Raw genomic sequence first — 18,063 nt, 5'->3', positions numbered from 1 at the left:
GAATGGGTAAACGGCCGACGGGTACGGATTTTGCATGCCCTCCGGCAACTACACTCCCGGAGCCGAAAAATGGACACTCTCAAGATCGTATGCCCCCACTGCAAAGCCGTCAATAACGTTGTCAACGAAGTCGAAAAAAAAGAGGTGCTCTGCAGCAGCTGCGGCGAACCCCTGACCGATACGACCCCCGTCACCTGTGATGCGGAGACGTTCAAGCTCCACCTTGCCGAAAACGATATTCCCGTCATCGTCGATTTCTACTCCCCCGACTGCGGTCCCTGCATGGAGATGGCGCCGGATTTCGAAAAAGCGGCGGCTTCGTGCGCCCTCGAAGTGCGATTTTTGAAGGTCAATACTCTTAATGACGCCCCGCTGGCACTGCAGTACGGCGTCAACGAACTGCCGACCACCATCGCCTTCAGCCGTGGGATGGAGATGAACCGTTTCACGAGCAAGCTCTCCAAAGACCAGCTCAGCATGTGGGCCGAGAGCCTGATCCAGATGACACTGTAAAAACGGGTGATCTAAGTTCCCGTCGGCGTCCCAGACGTTATAATGGGCCCAAGAAACAGCACCACTATAATGAATGGGATGACAATGACAAGAGAAGATTTCAACGACGGACTTTTGGGCTTTCTGGACGCGTCGCCGACGCCGTTTCATGCCGTTGCCAATGTGACGGGAATGCTTGAGAACGCCGGGTTCATCTACCTGGACGAGCGCAGCGAATGGTCGCTGGAAGCGGGCAAACGCTACTACACGACGCGCAACGCCTCCTCGGTGATCGCTTTCACCTATACGGGCGGGAGCGACTATGTCATGTTCGGTGCGCACACCGATTCTCCCAACCTCAAACTGAAACCTTCCCCGGTCCTCAAAGGCAGCGGCACCGTTCGCCTGGGCGTGGAGCCCTACGGCGGGCTGCTGATGAACCCCTGGTTTGACCGCGACCTCGGCATTGCCGGGCGGGTCGCCTACCGGACGAAAACAGGGGAGCTCAAAGAGACGAACATCGACACGGGCGGCGCGGTGGCGGTGATCCCCTCGCTGGCGATCCACCTCGACCGCGAGGCGAACCAGAGCCGTTCGGTCAATCCCCAGACGGACCTGCCCGCGCTCATCGGCTGTGATGAAAGTTTCGACTTCGAAGCGTGGGTGGCGACGCAGCTGGAAGCTTCCGGCGTGAGCGACTTCGAGCGGCTGCTGTCGCACGAGCTGAGCCTATACGATACGCAGAAGGCCTCCTACGTCGGTGTGGCAAAAGAGTTTATCGCTTCGGCACGCCTGGATAACCTGTTGAGCTGCTATGTGGCACTGCTCGCCATCTGCAGCGTCGGAAATGACCGTCCCTACCTGATGATCCTCTCCGACCACGAAGAGGTCGGCAGCGAGAGCACCAGCGGGGCGGCAGGGCCTTTCCTGGAAAATACGCTGCAGCGCATGACGGGGAGCTACGAAGCCTTCGTGCAGCTCTGCCAGCGCTCGCTGATGGTCTCGTGTGACAATGCCCATGCGCAGCACCCCAACTACGCCCACAAGCACGACCCGGAGCACGCCCCCTATATCAATAAGGGGCTGGTGCTGAAACTCAACGCCAACCAGCGCTATGCGTCGAACTCCCGCACCGTCTCGCGGTTCGTGCTCGCCTCGGAACGTGCCGGACACCCGCTGCAGGAGTTCGTCACCCGCAGCGACATGGGTTGCGGCTCCACCATAGGCCCCATCACCGCGACGCGGCTGGGCATAGAGACCCTCGACGTCGGGCTGCCTACTTTCGCCATGCACTCCATCCGCGAACTGGCGGGCACGAAGGATGCTTTCGAGCTCTACGAGATGCTGCTGGCGCTTTAAAGCGTCAATGCCAAAGAAAGGGTGGGGACACTTTCACTGAAGCAAGTAGTGAAAGAAGATGTGGTTGGGCCGTCCGGACTGTGTCCGGATGGCGTAAAGCACGAGTTAGGCCAATGCCTCTTCGATCTGAGCCAGGGCGAGTTTCTTGCCGTTCTCTTCCTCTTCCGCGCTCCACCAGTACTCGATGATCTGCTGTTCGATAGAGCCCAGCAGGTCCATCGGCAGGTTGGCGAAGACTTCGAAGGAGCTGATGTCGTCGCGGCTCACCCCTTTGGATTTCGCCAGCGTGTCGATAAGTTCGCGGATCGATTTTTCGATGTCGGTGGGTTCGGGCAGCGGCATCTCATCGGTGGGTTCCTGGATGACCCGGGCATAGTCGATCCAGGTTTTGATCTCGCCTTCGAGGTAGTCGTACCCCTGGATCTGGTAGCACAGCACCCGGTTGTCGCCGTAGAGGATCTCGTCGCTGTCATCAAGGACATCCGAGGTCTTGGCGACACCGTCGTGCAGGTAGACTTCGATACGTTCGTTCTCGTGCAGGGTCGAAGCGGTTTCAAAAGCGTTGCGCGCGTGTTTGAGAAGTTCTTCTTTGAGGGTTTCTTTATCCATAGGTAACCTTTCTGTTCAATTCAATTCATGTAGGGGATATCGAGGACGGCGTCGCGGTCTTCGGCGTCGTACTCGAAGGTTTCGATCCGTGCAATGTTTGCGATCTTGCCGGTGATGGCGAGGCGCTGCAGCGGATGCAGTTTCCGGGATTCGACGCTCTCTCCGATAGCGTCGCAGTAGTGGTTCGTAATGATGGGGTGCCACTGCCCGTGGTGCGCCGCAAGTGCTTCGGCAAACGTTTTGAGCGCTTCGAGCTCCATGGCATCGAGGCGCGGGAGCTTGCGGACGAGGTTGCGGACAAACTGCTTCGTGAAAAAGGGCTCCCCAAGCTCCAGCAGCCGGGAAGCGGCGTCGATACTCGCTTCGTTCTCGCTGTAACTGTAGGCGTAGCGGAAATGTTCACAGACCCACTCGATGTAGCGGGGGTAGTGTTCCAGCACCATGACAAGCTCTTTGAGGTCCTGGTCGATCAGGACCTGGAAAAGACTGACGGTATTCTTGCTGATACGCCGCCAGTGGGGTTCTTCGGGCTGGAAATTGTCCTTGTCCAGGATGATCCGGTAGCGGTCGATCTGCGCACCGGCGGCTGTCAGCCGCCCTTTTTCACTGTACTCAGAGGTCTCATCAGGCACGCGGGCCTTACTGGCCTTGCTGTACTCCGGCATCCCTTACATTGCCTTTTTCTGCACGGTTTCCGTGCGGGCGTTGTGGAAGTCCCAGAGCTGTTTGTAGTGCGTATCAAGCTGCGAGAGCACGCCGTCAACGGCGATCAGGTCCTTGAACTTGCCGAAGCGTTCGTTGGGGAAGCGGTCGTACCACTCCTGCATCTCCGCCTTGAGCGCATTGCGCTTGGCGACGGTCTGCGCGATCAGGCCGCGGATCTCATGCATTTCTTTGGTGATAATCTCAGTCATGGCTGCATCCACATCCGCACTCTCCCGATGCCGTGCCCGGATCGAGGTAGGTCTGCGCGTTCGCCGAAATCACTTTGACGAAATTTTCCGTTTCCATCCCCTCGATAATAGTGGAAAGCGCCAGAGGCTCCTTCCCGAGGTAGTAAACACCGATGCCTTCCTCTTCCAGGATGCCGTAGGGGCCGTCACCCATGAAAGAGTAGACGACGGACGTCACGGAGAGATCGGCAAGCAGTTTGGCGGTTTTGACACCGTCCCCCTTGCCGTTGTTCGGAACGAAGTGGAACGCCTTTTCATCATTACTGTAAAGGGCGAACGCCTGGACGTTTCCGAAGAGTTTCGATGACTTGACATCCATAGACGCCTTGTCCACCGGTATAGCGATCATGTCGCCTCCTTAGATGAATTTTGCTTATCTTTGCAAAAAGTGTTCCACGGTTCTGGAACGTTCTTTGCATAAGGCCGGGTATGAAAAAGTATGCACTCGATTATTTCGGTTTTTCCAACGAGGAGGGGGACGGCTGCGTCGCCCAGTTCGTCGATTTTCCGGAGATCAAAGGGATCGGCGACTCCTTTGAGGAGGCCGAAGAAGATGCATATGAACGGCTCGAAGCCTATTTTCAAAATCAGGAGGAGCAGAAAATGACTACATTCGAAGCGGGCGTCAGCGCCTACGAGGCCAAACAGTATAAAGAGGCCTATGACCTCTTTGTCGATTCGGCGGCAAATGCGGATGCCAACGCCATGGTGAACCTGGGGGTCATGGCGATGCAGGGCAAAGGGTGCGGCCGCGATATCGAAGCGGCAAAATCGTGGTTTGCCAAGGCGGCGGAGCGCGGCAATATGCATGCGATGATGAGCCTGGCGCAGATCCATGAGAAAGGGATCGACGGTATGCCCGATGCCAAAGGGGCGCTGCAGTACTACAGAGCGGCCGCCGATATCGGCCATGTCGACGCCCAGTTCAAAGCGGGCATGCTCCTCAAAGAAGCGGGGCAGAAGGCCGAAGCGATGCGCTACCTGATCACCGCTGCGCACAATAACAATGTACGGGCACAGGAGGTCGTCACCTATGTCAGCAACAAAGAGCTGGCAACCCTGCGTAACGAACCGTTCCGCAGCCTGCCGGTGGAAAAGCAGATCACGCTGGTGATGCAGGTGATCGACCAGAAGATCCGCCCGACCCTCGAAGCCGACAGCGGCGGGATCGAGCTGCTCAATTACGTTCCGGGCGAGACCCCGCAGATCTGGTTGAACTACCTTGGTGCCTGTTCGGGCTGTCACCTCGGTTCAACGTCGACAGCGGACATGCTGCTCGACGCTTTCGAGGAGCTGATCGACAAAAATGTCGTCCTTTACCTGATGTAAGGGGGAAGAGGATGAACAGGATCGCCGCAGTCGTTACCGAGATCGAACAGACGGACATCGTCACCTATATCACCCTGCAGTGCAATGACACGCAGGTCCGTCTTATCAAAACAAAGACACCGCTTTGGGCCGGGGTGGGTGAAAAGGTCCTCTTCAGTTTCCAGGAGGCTTCGGTCTGTATCAGCAAGGAGTGCCCGGGCAAGGTCTCCATCGAAAACCGTATTCCGGGTACGCTCCTGAAGATCCGCAGCAAAGACTCGCTCTGCGAACTGACGTTTGAGAGCGATATCGGGACGGTCGTGTCGCTGATCACGGAAAACGCCTGCCGGGAGCTCGGTCTGGAAGTGGGCTGCAGGGCAACGATGCTGCTGCGCGGCGTGGATATCCACCTGGAGCCCGATGTGGTTCCGATGACAGTGGAGAGTTTCAAGAAGCGTTCGGGAACGAAAGTTGCAAACTGATAAGCATACTTTTTACAGGAGAAACAAATGGCAGTAATGATTACGGATGAGTGCATCAACTGTGACGCATGTGCACCGGAGTGTCCGGTCGCGGCAATTCTGAGCAACGGTGACGAAAAGAACCCTTATGACGACGAGCGCTTCTATGTGAAGCCGGAGACCTGTGTCGAGTGTGTCGGTCATGCGGATACACCGCGTTGTGCGGAAGCGTGCCCGACAGAGGGTTCCATCGTATGGGATATGCCGTTCACGGTTGACTTCGAAGAGTACTACGCCAAAGGAAACGAGGACGGTACCTACAAGATCCGCGAACACAAGAAAAAAGGGCTGATGCTTCCTTCCGTCAAGGAGCAGAAGTTCATGGACGAGATCGGTATGGATGCACGCGAAGCCCATGCCAACGTCGCCGATTCATTTTAAGTAATGCCCGGGGGCGCGTCAGCCTTCCCGGTTTCGGAGCGTTGGCAGATGCAAAGCCGTTTGCCTCTGCTAACGCTCTTCAACGCTCTACCTTCACTGGGTGAAGGTACTGTGCAGGAAGTGCCCCCGGGTGCATGTACGCATACAAACTCCAAAAAGGACTTACAGATGAGAATTGCATTTGCTTCATCAACGGGCGAGAAGATCGATCAGCACTTCGGCTGGTCCAAGACGTTCCATCTTTACGAAATCGATAAAGAGAGCGCGACGCTGCTCAAAGTCATCGACAGTTCTGATGAGCCTGAAGAGGAAGTGGCGAAACTCAACTACAAGATCGGGACGATCGAGGAAGCAGACATCATGTACTGCACCCAGATCGGACCGAAGGCTTCGAAGATGGTCCAGGCCGCGGGGATCCACCCCGTCAAGGTCGCCGAAGGGGAGGACCTCAAAGGCGCGATCGACCAGATCCACGAGATGCTGAACACGCAGCCGCCGATCTGGCTGCTGCGCGCTTTCCACAAAGGTGCCCAGCGCAGCGCCTGAGGAAGTTGATTCTTCTAAAACCCCCGGGATGACGGAGGTTTCACAAGGATCAAATCCGCAACAAACCCAAAAGGAAAAATTATGGCTGTAATTATTGATGACAAATGTATCACCTGCGACGCCTGTCTGCAAGTCTGTCCGGTCAACGCTATCGTAGACGATTCGGACAACCCTACCGGTGAGAGCCGCTACTATGTCCAGCCTGAAAAGTGTGTCGAGTGCGTCGGGATCTATGATGACCCGCAATGCGCCGCGATCTGCCCGAGCATCGGTACGATCACGTGGGACATGCCGTTCACCCCGGAGTTCGAAGAGCATTTCCTGAACGAAGAGATCTACAAGCTCGGCGAAAAGAACGGCAAGCTCAAAACACCGTCGTTCCGCAAAAAGAAATTCCGCGAAGATATCCCGGTTGAAGACCGCGGCGTCGGCAAACTTGTCGAGGAAGAGCCCGAAGAACTCAACGAGGCGGGGTAAAGGCCCTCTATGGCTGATACGGCCGCAACTATCCGTGCCTATCATCAGCGCGAAGAGCGGTACCAGGGATTACAGCTTGATTTCGACGGCACGGCCGCTCTGAAGTCGCGTATCCTCGAGACGATTGCGTCGGTCTCCAATCAGCGCGGTCTCTCTCCTATTCTAAACCACTACGGCAACGCTTCCATCTATATCGAGTTTCACGACGACTATGACCGTGACGGCGGCGAGTTCTTCACGGAACTGCTTGAGCGCCTCGGTATCGACAGATGCGAAAGCTGTTAAAGGAAAGTCCGGATGCCTTATGAACTTTAATACCGAAAAACTGCGCGACATCGCCGCGGCACTGGATCCTTTTGAAACCGGATGTGCCGTGACCGTCGCCCTGAAGATCTCCGATGATACCTGCAAGATGGGCGGGGAGCAGCGGGCGCTTTTCATGGCCCTGTATGATGCACTGCCTGAAAAAAGCTGCGATCTTTTCGAGGATGACGTTTCGGATCTGATCGCATCTGCGCGTGAAGAACGGACCGAAGCAATCGTTGCAAAAATCACGCCTCTGCGGGAGTTCGCGATGGATAAAATCACCCGGCCCAAGATGAAAGCGTTCAAAGCCGACATACGAAAGCGATATGCTGCCTAAAAAATAACCACCACTATCGAGTAAAAAGCCGACAAAATTGTATACTATTTTCATGAAACTTCCGCAGTCAAGGCTGCGAAAAAAGGATTAACCAATGAAGAAGTGGCTTTTGTCCATGATGATGCTTCTGCCGACGCTTGCGCTGGCAGAGGATGCTCCAACGCTCGATACAGGTGATACGGCCTGGATGATGGTGTCAACCGCATTCGTACTGCTGATGACGCCGGCAGGCCTGGCACTGTTTTATGCCGGGATGACACGTACAAAGAACGTACTGAATACCTATGCAATGGTCATGGGTGCCTTTGTCGTTGCCTTCGTGGTCTGGGTCATTGCAGGCTACTCCATCGCCTTCGGTGCGAGCGAGAGCGCAGCACTGCAGAACGTGTTCGGCGGCTTCGGCAACGTCTTCCTTTCCGGTATCAACTGGTCTGACCTGTCCGGCAGCTACCCGACCTTCGTCTTCATCGCCTTCCAGGGTACGTTCGCAGCGATCACCGTTGCCATCGCATCCGGTTCCGCGATCGAGCGTATGAAGTTCTCCACATGGATGATCTTCGTTGTCCTCTGGGGTCTGGTGGTTTACGCACCGATTACCCACATGGTATGGGGCGGCGACGGTGCCTACCTCTTCGACGAAGGTGCACTTGACTTCGCCGGCGGTACGGTTGTCCACATGAACGGCGGTCTGGCCGGTCTGGTCCTGGCGATCATGCTCGGTAAACGTGCAGGCTACCCGAAAACAGCGATGAAACCGGTCAGCATCATTCTGACTGCTGCCGGTGCAGCCCTGCTGTGGTTCGGCTGGTACGGCTTCAACGGCGGTTCCGCATTCGGTGCGAACGCGGTTGCAGGTCTTGCGGTTCTGACAACAACCATCGCTACGGCAGCTGCGGGTGTCACCTGGATGCTGGTTGAATGGTTCATGTTCAAGAAACCGACCCTGCTCGGTGTTGCTTCCGGTATCGTTGCCGGTCTCGTCGCGATCACTCCGGCCGCCGGCTTCGTCGGTGTCGGCGGTGCCTTCATCGTCGGTATCGTCGGTGCGCTCATCGGCTTCTTCGGTGTCGCGATCCTGAAAAAGAAACTGGGCTACGACGACAGCCTCGATGCATTCGGTATCCACTTCCTCGCCGGTCTGTGGGGTGCGATTGCTACGGGTATCTTCGCGCTGAACGATCAGGACCTCCTCTGGGACGGTCCGCTCAAAGCAAGCGGCGACCGTATGGGTCAGCTCTTCGTCCAGTTCGAGTCTGTCCTGATCGTCGGTCTGTGGACCCTGGTCGGTACGGTTATTGTTTACCTGATCTCCTCTGCGATCACCGGCGGTGCACGCGTTGACGAAGAGACAGAAACAATGGGTCTGGATGAGTCCATCCACGGCGAACGCGGATTCAACCTCTAATTGAACGGCTCGGGGGCTTCGGCTTCCGAACAGTGTTACAATACAAAGCACAAAAGGATTGTCAGAATGAAAAAAGTAGAAGCGATCATCAAGCCGTTCAAGCTTGAGGATGTGAAGGATGCCCTGGCTGAGATCGGTATTACCGGTATGACGGTCAGCGAAGTGAAAGGGTACGGGCGCCAGAAAGGGCACAGCGAGCTCTACCGCGGTGCGGAGTACGTCGTTGACTTCCTGCCGAAAGTAAAAATGGAGATGGTCGTCGAAGCGGCATCGGTCGACCAGGTCATCGATACGATCGTCGAAGCGGCCCGCACCGGCAAGATCGGTGACGGCAAGATCTTCATCAGTGATATCGAAAAGATTATCCGTATCCGTACCGGCGAATCCGGCTCCGAAGCCGTTTAAGCCTTCCATGGGCGGGCTCTCCCGCCTCTTTTTCTCCACCACACTTTCAAAAATACCTCCTCTTTTTTAGCCCCTTTTCACCGTAAAACCGATAGATTGTCTCCATTCTATTTTGGGGGTCAGTTGTGAAATCATTAGCAGGAAAACGTGCCTTTGTCAGCGGGGCGACGTCGGGCATAGGCGAAGCGTGCGCACGCCGGCTGGCCGAAGCGGGGGCGGACCTGGTTCTGCACGGGCGCGATCCGGCAAAGCTGGAGACGCTCAAGTCGGCACTGTCGGAATACGGCGTCGTGATTGATACCTTGTCTTTCGATGTCCGCAACCGGCAGGCAGCCGAGGCTGCAATGCGCGCTTTGTTGGAGGAGACCGTTATCGATATTCTGGTCAACAATGCCGGCCTGGCGCTGGGACTTTCTCCCATCGATGCAGGCAGTGTAGACCAGTGGGAAGAGATGATCGATGCAAATATCAAGGGTCTGCTCTATGTCAGCCGGGCCGTCATCCCGCAGATGCGTTCGCGCAATTGCGGCCATATCCTCAACATAGGCTCCATCGCCGGGAAGATGACCTATCCGGGCGGTAATGTCTACTGTGCGACAAAATCGGCCGTCCATGCCTTGACGGAGGCGATGAATATAGACCTGACGGGGACGGCCGTACGGGTCGGCAACATCGCACCGGGAGCGGTGGAGACGAACTTCTCGACGACCCGTTTTTCGGGTGACAAGGCTCAGGCCGACGCGGTCTACGAGGGGTACGAGCCGCTGTATGCCGACGATATCGCCGATCTGGCACTATACATTCTGCAGGCACCGTCGCATGTCAATATCCAGGACGTGCTGATCATGCCGACGGCGCAGCGCAACCCCTACGTCCTGAGCCGCAACGGCTGAGGCCCTCTGCCGGGCTCATGCGGCAAGAAATCCGACCCCTCTTCGAACAAAATATTTCCGGAGCTCCTCGATGCCGAATATAATGAAGGGTGCGGTGAAGATCAGTGCCCAGACTTCGGCGGGGAAGGGTGCGGCCGTAAAGAAGTTGCCTAACGGCGGCAGGTAGATAACGCCCGCGATAAAGAGCCCTTCGACGACGAGTCCCAGGGCGATCCAGCGGTTGGGGACAGCGAGGGAACGCAGCGCGCTCTGGCGGTTCGTGCGGCAGGCCATGACATTGCCCATCTGGCCGAAGATGATCGTCGCCAGAAAGGCGACGGCCGCCTGTCGGTAGAGCGAGGCATCGGTGGCGAGTTCGCCGCCCCACTGCCAGCCGCCTCCGTAGAGCACGGCGAAAAAGACGCCGAATGCCAGCAGGGCTTCGGCCATGCCGATCACCCCGTAACTGCGAAGGAACGTCCGGAGGCTTACGAGCCGTTCGTCCCGACGGCGCGGGGGGCGGTGCATGATGTCGGACTCCGGTTTTTCGTTGCCCAGCCCGATGGCGGGAAGCATATCGGTGACGAGGTCGATGGAGAGGATCTGGACGACCGTGATGGGCAGGGGAATGGGCAGCAGAACGTAGGCGATGAAGGGCAGGATCTCGGGGACGTTGCTCGTGAGGATATAGGTGATGAATTTTTTGATGTTATCGTAGACGGCCCGTCCCTCCTCGATGGCATGGATGATGGTGGCGAAATTGTCATCGAGCAGGATGATGTCGGAGGCCTCCTTGGCGACATCGGTTCCGCGCAGCCCCATGGAAACGCCGATATCGGCCCGCTTGAGCGCCGGGGCGTCGTTGACGCCGTCACCGGTGACGGCGACGACTTCGTCCATCTGCTTGAGGGCCTCGACGATCATCAGTTTCTGTTCGGGGGCGGTGCGGGCGAAAACGACCTCGCCTCCGGCCAGCGCATCGCACAGTGCGCTGCTCTGCATCGTCGAAAGCTCCTCGCCGGTGATGACGCGCGGGGCGGTGACGATACCGAGCCTGCGCGCGATATAGCTGACGGTTTCGGACTTGTCCCCGCTGATGACGATGATGCGGATACCGGCACTTTTACACGCCGACACCGCCGAGGGGACTTCGGGACGGGGCGGATCGGTCATGGCGACCAGACCGACAAAGACGAGCTGCTCTGCTGCCGTATCCGTCGTGTCGGTAACGCGGTAGGCGAGGGCGAGGACCCTCAGACCGTCGGCCGCGTAGCTCTCGGCGCGCTGCAGCAGCGTTTCGCGCTCTTCGCCGCGCAGCTCGCGTACGAGCCCCTCCGCATGCACCTGCGTACAAAGCCCGATAACGACTTCCGGCGCCCCTTTGACCGTCATGTAGAGCACGCCGCCGCCGGTTTGGTAGGTTGCGGCCATATACTTTTGTTCCGCGTCGAAGGGGAGGCTCTCCCGGAGTTCAAAATGGCTGCGGAGCGCGTCGTAGCCGCTGTGCTGTTCGACGAAATTCCCCATGGCGACATCGGTGGGATCCCCCTTCAAGAGGGTGTGCCCGCCGTTTTCCGAGGTGGCGATGGCATCGTTGCACAGGCCCATGATCTCGAGGGCGGTCCGGCCGGCGGGGTTGCGCGACAACGGCTCCGTGTCGTCGGCTTCAAGCTCCGTGAAGTCGAGGTAGAGCCGATCGAGGGCAAGGCGGTTTTGGGTCAGGGTTCCGGTTTTGTCGGTGCAGATGACGGTCGTGCTCCCGAGGGTCTCCACCGAGAGGACCTGCTTGACGACGGCGTTGCGCCGTCCCATGCGTACCGATGACTGCGTCAGGGCGAGTGTGACGGTGGGCAGAAGCCCTTCGGGGACGTTGGCGACGATGATCCCGATGGCAAAAATGAGATTGGTCCAGAACGGGTTGCCGATCAGGAAGCCTATGCCGAAAAAGAGGGTGCCGATGCCCAGGGCCAGCCAGGTGATCTTTCGCACGAAATCGCGCAGCTCCTTCTGCATGGGGGTGAGGTCCTGTTTGACTGCCTGTGAAAGCTGTGAGATGGCCCCGATACCGGTGGAGCGGCCCGTACCGGTGACGAGGATCTTCGCCGCCCCCGTGATCACCGTCGCTCCCGAAAAGACGGCGCTGGAGTCACTGATGATCGTGTCGGGCCCGCGTTTTTCAACGGGAACGGATTCGCCGGTAAGGATGGATTCGTCCAGCAGCAGCGTCCCCTCGACGATGATGCCGTCGGCGGAGACTTTGTCCCCCTCCTGCACGAAGAGGATATCGCCGGGGACGACCTCCTCGGCGTCGGCAACGACCTTTTCCCCGCCGCGCAGCAGCGCCACCTGTTTCGGGATGTAGTCGAGGAAGGAAATCATCAGTTTTTCGACCTTGTAGTTCTGGACAAAGGAGACGACGGCATTGAGCAGCACGACGCCCGCCAGCGCGGCGGCGATGAGACCGTACCCCTCCTCGGGGCTCAGCGTATGCGCAAAGAGGGCGAGGCCGGCCGCTGCGAGGAGCAGAAGGGGGAAAAAGCGTGCAAACTCGGCGAGAAACATCCAGACGGCGGAGCGGCTGCGGTGAAAGGTGATGCTGTTTTTCCCATACCGCTTCTGGCGCAGGGGGACATCGGCGTTCTGCAGCCCTTCGGCTCCACTATGAAACGCTATGAAGGCTTCGACGAGGGATTTGCCGTTCAGGGGTCCAGCACTGCCCATTGTTCTTCCTGACGCATCGCATTTGCGCTGCAGCTCCGTACGCCTGTACGGGGGGTGTTACGCCTGGGGCACATTATGGTTGTCGTATCGGATGCATTGTAACAGAAAAACGGTGGGAGTGTACGGTGGGGCCGCCCGGGAAAGGGCAGCGGGGCAGGATCAGACGGCGCCGAAGAGGACTTTGCCTTCGCTGCTCTGGGCGGCTTTGATATCGTCATAGCTTTTGTCGGAAATACGTAGCGTCGTCGCTTTGATCTCGTCGTAGACCGTATCGATCTTTTCGCCGGCATCGAGTTTTTTCAGGTCGCCTTTGGAGAGGTCTGCGTAGTCGAGCAGTTCGTTCCAGACAGAGCTTTCATCGAGGGAGAAGGCGTAGAACGTGAAACCCTCATACTCGAACTTGCCGTCGGCATCGAGGTCGGTGACGAAGAGGAGATAGAGACCGTCGGTGGAGAGGACCTCTTTGTACTGTTCGACGAACGGTTCGAAAAAATCGAGGGTTTCGAGTTCGCAGGCGATGAAGTCGATTTTGTCGCTGTTGCTGACGAGGATAACCTGTGTCGCCGTGGCCTTCGGCGGGAGCTGTTTGTCGGCAGAGAGCACCTTGCCCGGGGTGATGACGAGGCTGCCGCGGTAGCCGTAGGCGTATTTGTCTGTTTTCTCGCTGAAAGAGGCCTGCCACTGCAGGTTGTTCCCGAAAATGAAGTCCTGTACTGTTGACATAGAGTGTCATCCTTATGTTGTGATATTGCAAGCGGATTGCAATATGCGTTCTATGGATTTCAAAAAAGTCAGTATCGCACCGCTGAGGGTCATCTCGTACAAAACGGGTCGGACGGACAGAAGTTATGAGCATTATGATCCATTCTTGTGATGTTTATCTGTCGTCCGTAATCAACAAATAATGGTATATATTAAATAAAGTGTGCTACGCTGTCACTAGAGTGTCAATTCAAGTGATGAAAATGCTGCGCCGTATTCTCTCCGTATTTTTACTGTTCTTTCTGACGGCCTGTTCACAGTATCACGATACCAAAAAGCGTAATGCCAACGATGATGGGGGACTGTTCACAGGCAGGACCTGGGAGTGGATCGCGACCGAGACAATATCCGGCAGACTCGTTTCGGCGGTGCCGGAGCGCTACACGGTCCGTTTTGACGCAGTGGGGGGAGTACAGGCCCGACTTGACTGCAATAGAGGCGGCGGTTCCTATACGATCGAGGATGACACGCTGAGACTCGGGCGGCTGTTCGCGACAAAAATGGCATGCGGCCCGGATTCCCAGGACAGACGCTTCGTACGTGACCTTATGCGGGTTCACTCTTTTCGCCTGGAAGAGGGGAACCTTTATCTTGAACTGTCCGGTGAGGGCGGAACCATGATGTTCCGAGCCGCCCCGTGACCGGCAGAGAGGAGAACGCCCATGCACCCCGATAAAGTCAAACGCGAAACGACGAAAACATTGACCGATCTGCCCAATATCGGTCCTGCGCTGGCTGCCGATCTGCGCCGTATCGGGATCAACCACCCCGAGGAGCTGAGCGGCCAGGATCCGCTGGAACTGTACGGTATTTTGTGCGAACTGACGGGGATGAAACAGGACCCCTGTGTACTGGATGTCTTTATGTCGATTACGGATTTTATGAACGGGGGCGAGGCAAGAGTCTGGTGGGCCTATACGCCGCAGCGCAAGGCGATGCTGAAGAGTGAATGATCACTCTTCGCCGAAGATGCCGTAGGGATCGGCATTCACCAGCGAGGCGGGGTCGATCTTGATCTCGTCGACAATAAGCGTTTCGCGCTGGTGCGGCGGAAGGCGGAGCAGCAGGCGCTCTTTGGCCTGTGTCTCGTCCTTTGCATCGACGGGGTAGGTGCGTTTTTTCGTACCGTCGACGCGGACGTTTATGAGGTAACGCATCGGGTTCAGCCCGCTTCGCTTTTGTATCCGTATGTGGAGGAGATGGAGCGCAGGCGTTCGGCCGCTTTCGTGAAGGCGTCGATGACGTAGTCGATCTCATCTTCGGTCGTGAAGCGCGACAGGCTGAGGCGGATGGCGGTGTGCGCCAGTTCCGGGTCTTCGCCGATGGCGCTCATGATCGGGTTGGCTTGGAGCGATTCGGAAGCACATGCCGAACCGGTGGAGGCGGCGATACCGGCACGGTTGAGGTCCCAGAGCATCGCTTCACCTTCGATCCCGCGCAGGGAGATGAGAACCGTGTTCGGCGTACGGCCTTCACGCGGTCCGACGATGATGGTGTCGGGGATTTTTGCCAGGGCGTCTTCGAGTTTGTCGCGCAGGCGGCGTACTTCGGTGTTCATCTTGTCGACGTGACCTGCGGCCTGTTCCATCGCCAGACCCATACCGACGATATAGGCGACGTTGAGGGTACCGGCGCGTTTACCGCCCATCTGTTCGCCGCCGTGCAGCAGGTTGGGGAGCTGTTTGCCTTTTTTGACATAGAGACCGCCGACCCCTTTGGGACCATGGAACTTGTGCGCGGAGAAGGTAAGGTAGTCGACGTTGACCTTTGTCAGGTCGACCGGCAGTTTGCCGATGGCCTGAACGGCGTCGCTGTGGAAGAGGATGTCGTTTGCTTTGGCGAAGGCGCTGACCTCTTCGACCGGGAAGATCATTCCTGTTTCATTGTTGGCCCACATCATGGAGATCAGGACGGTTTTATCGGTGACGGCTGCTTTGATCGCTTCGGCGCTGACGCCGCCGTTTTCGTCAACATCGACGTAGGTGACGTCGACCCCATAGTCGCTCAGGAAGTGGAGGGTGTCGAGGATACACGGGTGCTCGACGGAGGTCGTAACGATGTGGTTCTTCTCCGGGTTTTTCAGGATATGCTTGAAATACACCCCTTTGAGTACGGTGTTGTTGCTCTCGGTCGCGCAGGAGGTGATGAGGATGTCATCTTCGTCCGGTACATTCAGGGCGTCGTACATTTTCCCCATTGCTTTGTTCAGGTGGGGGCGGACTTCCATCCCGTACTGGTGCAGGGAGTTCGGGTTCCCGAAAAGCTCTTCGAAAAAGGGCTGCATTTTGACTTTGACCAGGGGGTCGATTTTAGTGGTGGCATTGTTGTCGAGATAAACGCGCATTGAATGTTCCTCGTTTTTGTTGGGTGTTAATGCCCGGTAGAATGCAAAATCTGTTCGAGAAAAGGGGGCCAATGCGTTTTTGACGAAAAAAGAGGGTTTTTTTTGTCACCACCGGTTTAAACCGGTCTGGTTGCGGCCGGCTGTACACTTTGCTATAATAAATATAGAATGAAAACAAAAAATAATCTTTTTATTATATTATGTGAAATAGTAATGATCGGTATTGTCACCGTCATCTTCTATAAGGCCGACAGCCTGCACATGCAGATGGAGCAGGAGATTCTTGACGCAAAACAGATGTTGGAGACGGCCGACGAGTTGCGCCAGAGCTCCGACGACCTGACCGATTTTGCGCGCACCTTCGTTGTGACGAAAGACCCGGAGTTCAAACAGCGCTACTTCACGACACTGGCTATCCGCAACGGCAAAGCCCCCCGGCCGGAGGGGTATGCCAACGTGTATTGGGATCTGTCAAAAGAAGACAGGGAACGCAAACATCCTTTGGGGGAGAAGAAACCCCTGCGTGACATTATCAGGGATCTCCCGTTCACCCCGGAAGAGAAGGCCAGATTGAAAGCGGCGGAAGACCATTCAAATGCACTGGTCAATCTGGAGATCGAGGCCATCAACGCTGTGGAAGGGCGATTCAAGGATGCCCACGGACAGTACACCGTCCTGACGGAACCTGATCAGCAGAGGGCCATAGCGCTGCTGCACTCGGAAGCCTATTATGAGGCCAAACAGAAGATCATGAACCCCATCGACGATTTCATGAGCCTGCTCAACAAAAGGATCGAGGGGATTTTCTATGCCCTGAACAGCAATCTCGCTTTTTACGAATATCTGATGTTCGCGGTCATTGTAGGCTTCATCTTCATCAACCTTCTTATCTACCGCTATCTCGTTAAACGTAATATGCTGGACCGGCAGGAACTCGAGTACCTTGTGGAACAACGCACGCAGAATCTTGAAGCGTCACAGCGGAAGCTGCAGGAGGCGCAGAGCCTCGCGCACTTCGGCAGCTGGGAGCTCAACCTTGAAACGAACGCGCTGACCTGGTCGGATGAAGTGTACCGGATTTTCGAAATCGACCGGGAGGATTTCGACGTCTCCTATGAGCTGTTCTCACACTTTATACACCCCGATGACAGGGCATTGGTCGACCGGATCTACCAGAATTCGGTCAGTTATCGTACGCCCTACAGAATAGAGCACCGGCTGCTGCTGCGCGACGGCAGGGTTAAATACGTCCTGGAAAGCGGTGAGACCTTTTATGACACCAAGGGAACGCCGGTCCGCTCCATCGGGACCATCTATGACATTACGGACCGCAAGCGGTATGAACAGACCTTGAAAGACCGCGAGGCGCTGCTGAGCGCGGTCGTGGAACAGAGCATGGACGGGATCAGCCTGGTAGACAGAAGTGGGCATTTCGTCATGGTCAATAACGCCTATACGGAACTTACCGGGTACTCGAAGAGCGAATTGAGCCGGATGCATGTGTACGACCTTCTGCCCCATGGCCAGCAACCGGACATGTTTCCCGGGATCATCAGGACACGCCAGGCGTCCCGGCGGGAGAAACAGCTGCGACGCAAAGACGGCAGCGTCTTTTTGGCAGAGATTTCAGCCACTCCCATCATGATCGGACAGGAGGAGCGGGTGCTGGGGATCGTCCGTGACGTGACCGAATACCGGCGGATGGAGCGGGCGTTGGAATATTCGGCGCGGCACGATGCCCTGACCGGGCTTTACAACCGCCACGTCCTGGAAAAACAGCTGAGCGCAGAGCTCGTCAGGGCGGAACGCTACAACCACCCGTTGTCGCTTTTTATGCTCGACATCGATCATTTCAAGAAGATCAACGATACGTTCGGCCACCAGGTCGGGGATATGGCGCTGCGCAAGGTGGCGGACATTTTGAAAAAAACGATGCGTAAAACCGATATTACTGCCCGTTACGGCGGCGAAGAGTTTGTGATCATTCTCCCCGAATCCTCACATGATGAAGCGATGGAGCTGGCACAGCGTCTGTGCAGCGAGATCGCAGCGGAGCCTTATATGAGGGGGGGTGAAGGGGAGTTTTTCCTGACGGTGAGCATCGGGGTCGCCAGCCTCTCTAAAAGCACGGACAGTCCGGGCAAACTGCTCGAAGCGGCCGATACGGCCATGTATGCAGCGAAGCATTCAGGCCGTAACCGGGTCGTGTCCGCTTAGGCCTCTTCCCCTTTTTTTGTAAGTACATGTCGGCTCAGCCGCCGGAGA

General features: G+C 56.8%; 23 protein-coding genes. 15 read left to right on the top strand and 8 right to left on the bottom strand.

Features of this window, described 5'->3' with window-relative positions; all coding sequences use genetic code 11:
- The first annotated feature begins 69 nt into the window (after positions 1-69).
- Together WCX18_RS08210 and WCX18_RS08205 are read left to right on the top strand one after the other, a co-directional pair.
- Positions 70-513 (top strand): thioredoxin domain-containing protein, encoded by a 444-nt coding sequence (locus WCX18_RS08210; protein WP_345987129.1) that lies wholly within the window; start codon positions 70-72, stop codon positions 511-513.
- A 78-nt stretch (positions 514-591) separates the two neighbouring features.
- Entirely contained in the window at positions 592-1,851 is a 1,260-nt protein-coding gene (locus tag WCX18_RS08205; protein ID WP_345987128.1) for a M18 family aminopeptidase, read from the top strand.
- Between the two features lie 105 nt (positions 1,852-1,956).
- Here WCX18_RS08205 and WCX18_RS08200 read toward each other — a convergent pair whose 3' ends face one another.
- Genes WCX18_RS08200 through WCX18_RS08185 form a run of 4 tightly spaced genes read right to left on the bottom strand, consistent with a single transcriptional unit; the run spans position 1,957 to position 3,762 of the window.
- A complete protein-coding gene (locus tag WCX18_RS08200; RefSeq protein ID WP_345984646.1) occupies positions 1,957-2,460 on the bottom strand; it encodes a hypothetical protein in 504 nt (167 codons plus the stop codon).
- 20 nt (positions 2,461-2,480) lie between these two features.
- Positions 2,481-3,125, bottom strand: coding sequence for a hypothetical protein (locus WCX18_RS08195; protein WP_345987127.1), 645 nt, complete (start codon positions 3,123-3,125; stop codon positions 2,481-2,483).
- Positions 3,126-3,128: 3 nt separating this feature from the next.
- Entirely contained in the window at positions 3,129-3,374 is a 246-nt protein-coding gene (locus tag WCX18_RS08190; protein ID WP_345987126.1) for a hypothetical protein, read from the bottom strand.
- The gene (locus WCX18_RS08185) at positions 3,367-3,762 is read right to left on the bottom strand and encodes a NifB/NifX family molybdenum-iron cluster-binding protein (protein WP_345987125.1); all 396 of its coding nucleotides are present in this window, start codon (positions 3,760-3,762) and stop codon (positions 3,367-3,369) included. Before WCX18_RS08185 ends, WCX18_RS08190 begins: the two co-directional genes overlap by 8 nt.
- An 80-nt stretch (positions 3,763-3,842) precedes the next feature.
- On the opposite strand from WCX18_RS08185, the gene WCX18_RS08180 reads away from it, so the two are divergent.
- The 10 genes from WCX18_RS08180 (at position 3,843) to WCX18_RS08135 (ending at position 9,992) form a co-directional block, all read left to right on the top strand.
- On the top strand, positions 3,843-4,742 hold the full coding sequence (locus tag WCX18_RS08180; RefSeq protein WP_345987124.1) for a NifU family protein: 900 nt from the start codon (positions 3,843-3,845) through the stop codon (positions 4,740-4,742).
- 11 nt (positions 4,743-4,753) lie between these two features.
- The gene (locus tag WCX18_RS08175; protein ID WP_345987123.1) at positions 4,754-5,203 is read left to right on the top strand and encodes a TOBE domain-containing protein; all 450 of its coding nucleotides are present in this window, start codon (positions 4,754-4,756) and stop codon (positions 5,201-5,203) included.
- A 27-nt stretch (positions 5,204-5,230) separates the two neighbouring features.
- Positions 5,231-5,623 carry a 4Fe-4S dicluster domain-containing protein gene (locus WCX18_RS08170; RefSeq protein WP_345984640.1) on the top strand — a complete coding sequence of 131 codons (393 nt, stop codon included), beginning with the start codon at positions 5,231-5,233 and terminating at the stop codon, positions 5,621-5,623.
- A 168-nt stretch (positions 5,624-5,791) separates the two neighbouring features.
- The gene (locus WCX18_RS08165) at positions 5,792-6,169 is read left to right on the top strand and encodes a NifB/NifX family molybdenum-iron cluster-binding protein (protein WP_345984639.1); all 378 of its coding nucleotides are present in this window, start codon (positions 5,792-5,794) and stop codon (positions 6,167-6,169) included.
- Between the two features lie 81 nt (positions 6,170-6,250).
- Positions 6,251-6,646, top strand: a complete 396-nt coding sequence (locus tag WCX18_RS08160; RefSeq protein ID WP_345984638.1) for a 4Fe-4S dicluster domain-containing protein — start codon at positions 6,251-6,253, stop codon at positions 6,644-6,646.
- A 9-nt stretch (positions 6,647-6,655) separates the two neighbouring features.
- A complete protein-coding gene (locus WCX18_RS08155) occupies positions 6,656-6,931 on the top strand; it encodes a hypothetical protein (RefSeq protein WP_345987122.1) in 276 nt (91 codons plus the stop codon).
- A gap of 19 nt (positions 6,932-6,950) precedes the next feature.
- Positions 6,951-7,289, top strand: coding sequence for a hypothetical protein (locus tag WCX18_RS08150; RefSeq protein ID WP_345987121.1), 339 nt, complete (start codon positions 6,951-6,953; stop codon positions 7,287-7,289).
- A 94-nt stretch (positions 7,290-7,383) separates the two neighbouring features.
- Positions 7,384-8,694 carry an ammonium transporter gene (locus WCX18_RS08145; RefSeq protein ID WP_345987120.1) on the top strand — a complete coding sequence of 437 codons (1,311 nt, stop codon included), beginning with the start codon at positions 7,384-7,386 and terminating at the stop codon, positions 8,692-8,694.
- 66 nt (positions 8,695-8,760) lie between these two features.
- On the top strand, positions 8,761-9,099 hold the full coding sequence (locus WCX18_RS08140; protein WP_345987119.1) for a P-II family nitrogen regulator: 339 nt from the start codon (positions 8,761-8,763) through the stop codon (positions 9,097-9,099).
- Between the two features lie 125 nt (positions 9,100-9,224).
- Positions 9,225-9,992, top strand: coding sequence for an SDR family NAD(P)-dependent oxidoreductase (locus WCX18_RS08135; RefSeq protein WP_345987118.1), 768 nt, complete (start codon positions 9,225-9,227; stop codon positions 9,990-9,992).
- Between the two features lie 15 nt (positions 9,993-10,007).
- On the opposite strand, the gene WCX18_RS08130 is transcribed toward WCX18_RS08135, so the two are convergent.
- Both WCX18_RS08130 and WCX18_RS08125 read right to left on the bottom strand, forming a co-directional pair.
- Positions 10,008-12,692 carry a cation-transporting P-type ATPase gene (locus tag WCX18_RS08130; protein WP_345987117.1) on the bottom strand — a complete coding sequence of 895 codons (2,685 nt, stop codon included), beginning with the start codon at positions 12,690-12,692 and terminating at the stop codon, positions 10,008-10,010.
- Between the two features lie 159 nt (positions 12,693-12,851).
- Positions 12,852-13,415: a hypothetical protein gene (locus WCX18_RS08125; RefSeq protein WP_345987116.1), complete on the bottom strand. Its 564-nt coding sequence runs from the start codon at positions 13,413-13,415 to the stop codon at positions 12,852-12,854.
- A gap of 236 nt (positions 13,416-13,651) precedes the next feature.
- Here WCX18_RS08125 and WCX18_RS08120 point away from each other — a divergent pair, with 236 nt between their 5' ends.
- Positions 13,652-14,095, top strand: a complete 444-nt coding sequence (locus WCX18_RS08120; protein WP_345987115.1) for an META domain-containing protein — start codon at positions 13,652-13,654, stop codon at positions 14,093-14,095.
- Between the two features lie 21 nt (positions 14,096-14,116).
- A complete protein-coding gene (locus WCX18_RS08115) occupies positions 14,117-14,407 on the top strand; it encodes a helix-hairpin-helix domain-containing protein (protein WP_345987114.1) in 291 nt (96 codons plus the stop codon).
- On the opposite strand, the gene WCX18_RS08110 is transcribed toward WCX18_RS08115, so the two are convergent.
- On the bottom strand, positions 14,408-14,611 hold the full coding sequence (locus WCX18_RS08110) for a hypothetical protein (protein ID WP_345984630.1): 204 nt from the start codon (positions 14,609-14,611) through the stop codon (positions 14,408-14,410).
- A 5-nt stretch (positions 14,612-14,616) separates the two neighbouring features.
- Positions 14,617-15,798: a NifS family cysteine desulfurase gene (locus WCX18_RS08105; protein WP_345987113.1), complete on the bottom strand. Its 1,182-nt coding sequence runs from the start codon at positions 15,796-15,798 to the stop codon at positions 14,617-14,619.
- 213 nt (positions 15,799-16,011) lie between these two features.
- On the opposite strand from WCX18_RS08105, the gene WCX18_RS08100 reads away from it, so the two are divergent.
- On the top strand, positions 16,012-18,015 hold the full coding sequence (locus WCX18_RS08100) for a diguanylate cyclase (protein ID WP_345987112.1): 2,004 nt from the start codon (positions 16,012-16,014) through the stop codon (positions 18,013-18,015).
- Positions 18,016-18,063: the final 48 nt, after the last annotated feature.

Origin of the sequence: Sulfurimonas sp. HSL1-2 (genome assembly GCF_039645565.1) — a bacterium.
GTDB classification, from domain to species: domain Bacteria; phylum Campylobacterota; class Campylobacteria; order Campylobacterales; family Sulfurimonadaceae; genus Thiomicrolovo; species Thiomicrolovo zhangzhouensis.
The sequence above is the reverse complement of the archived record's forward strand: the minus strand, read 5'-3'. Positions and strand labels throughout refer to the sequence as shown.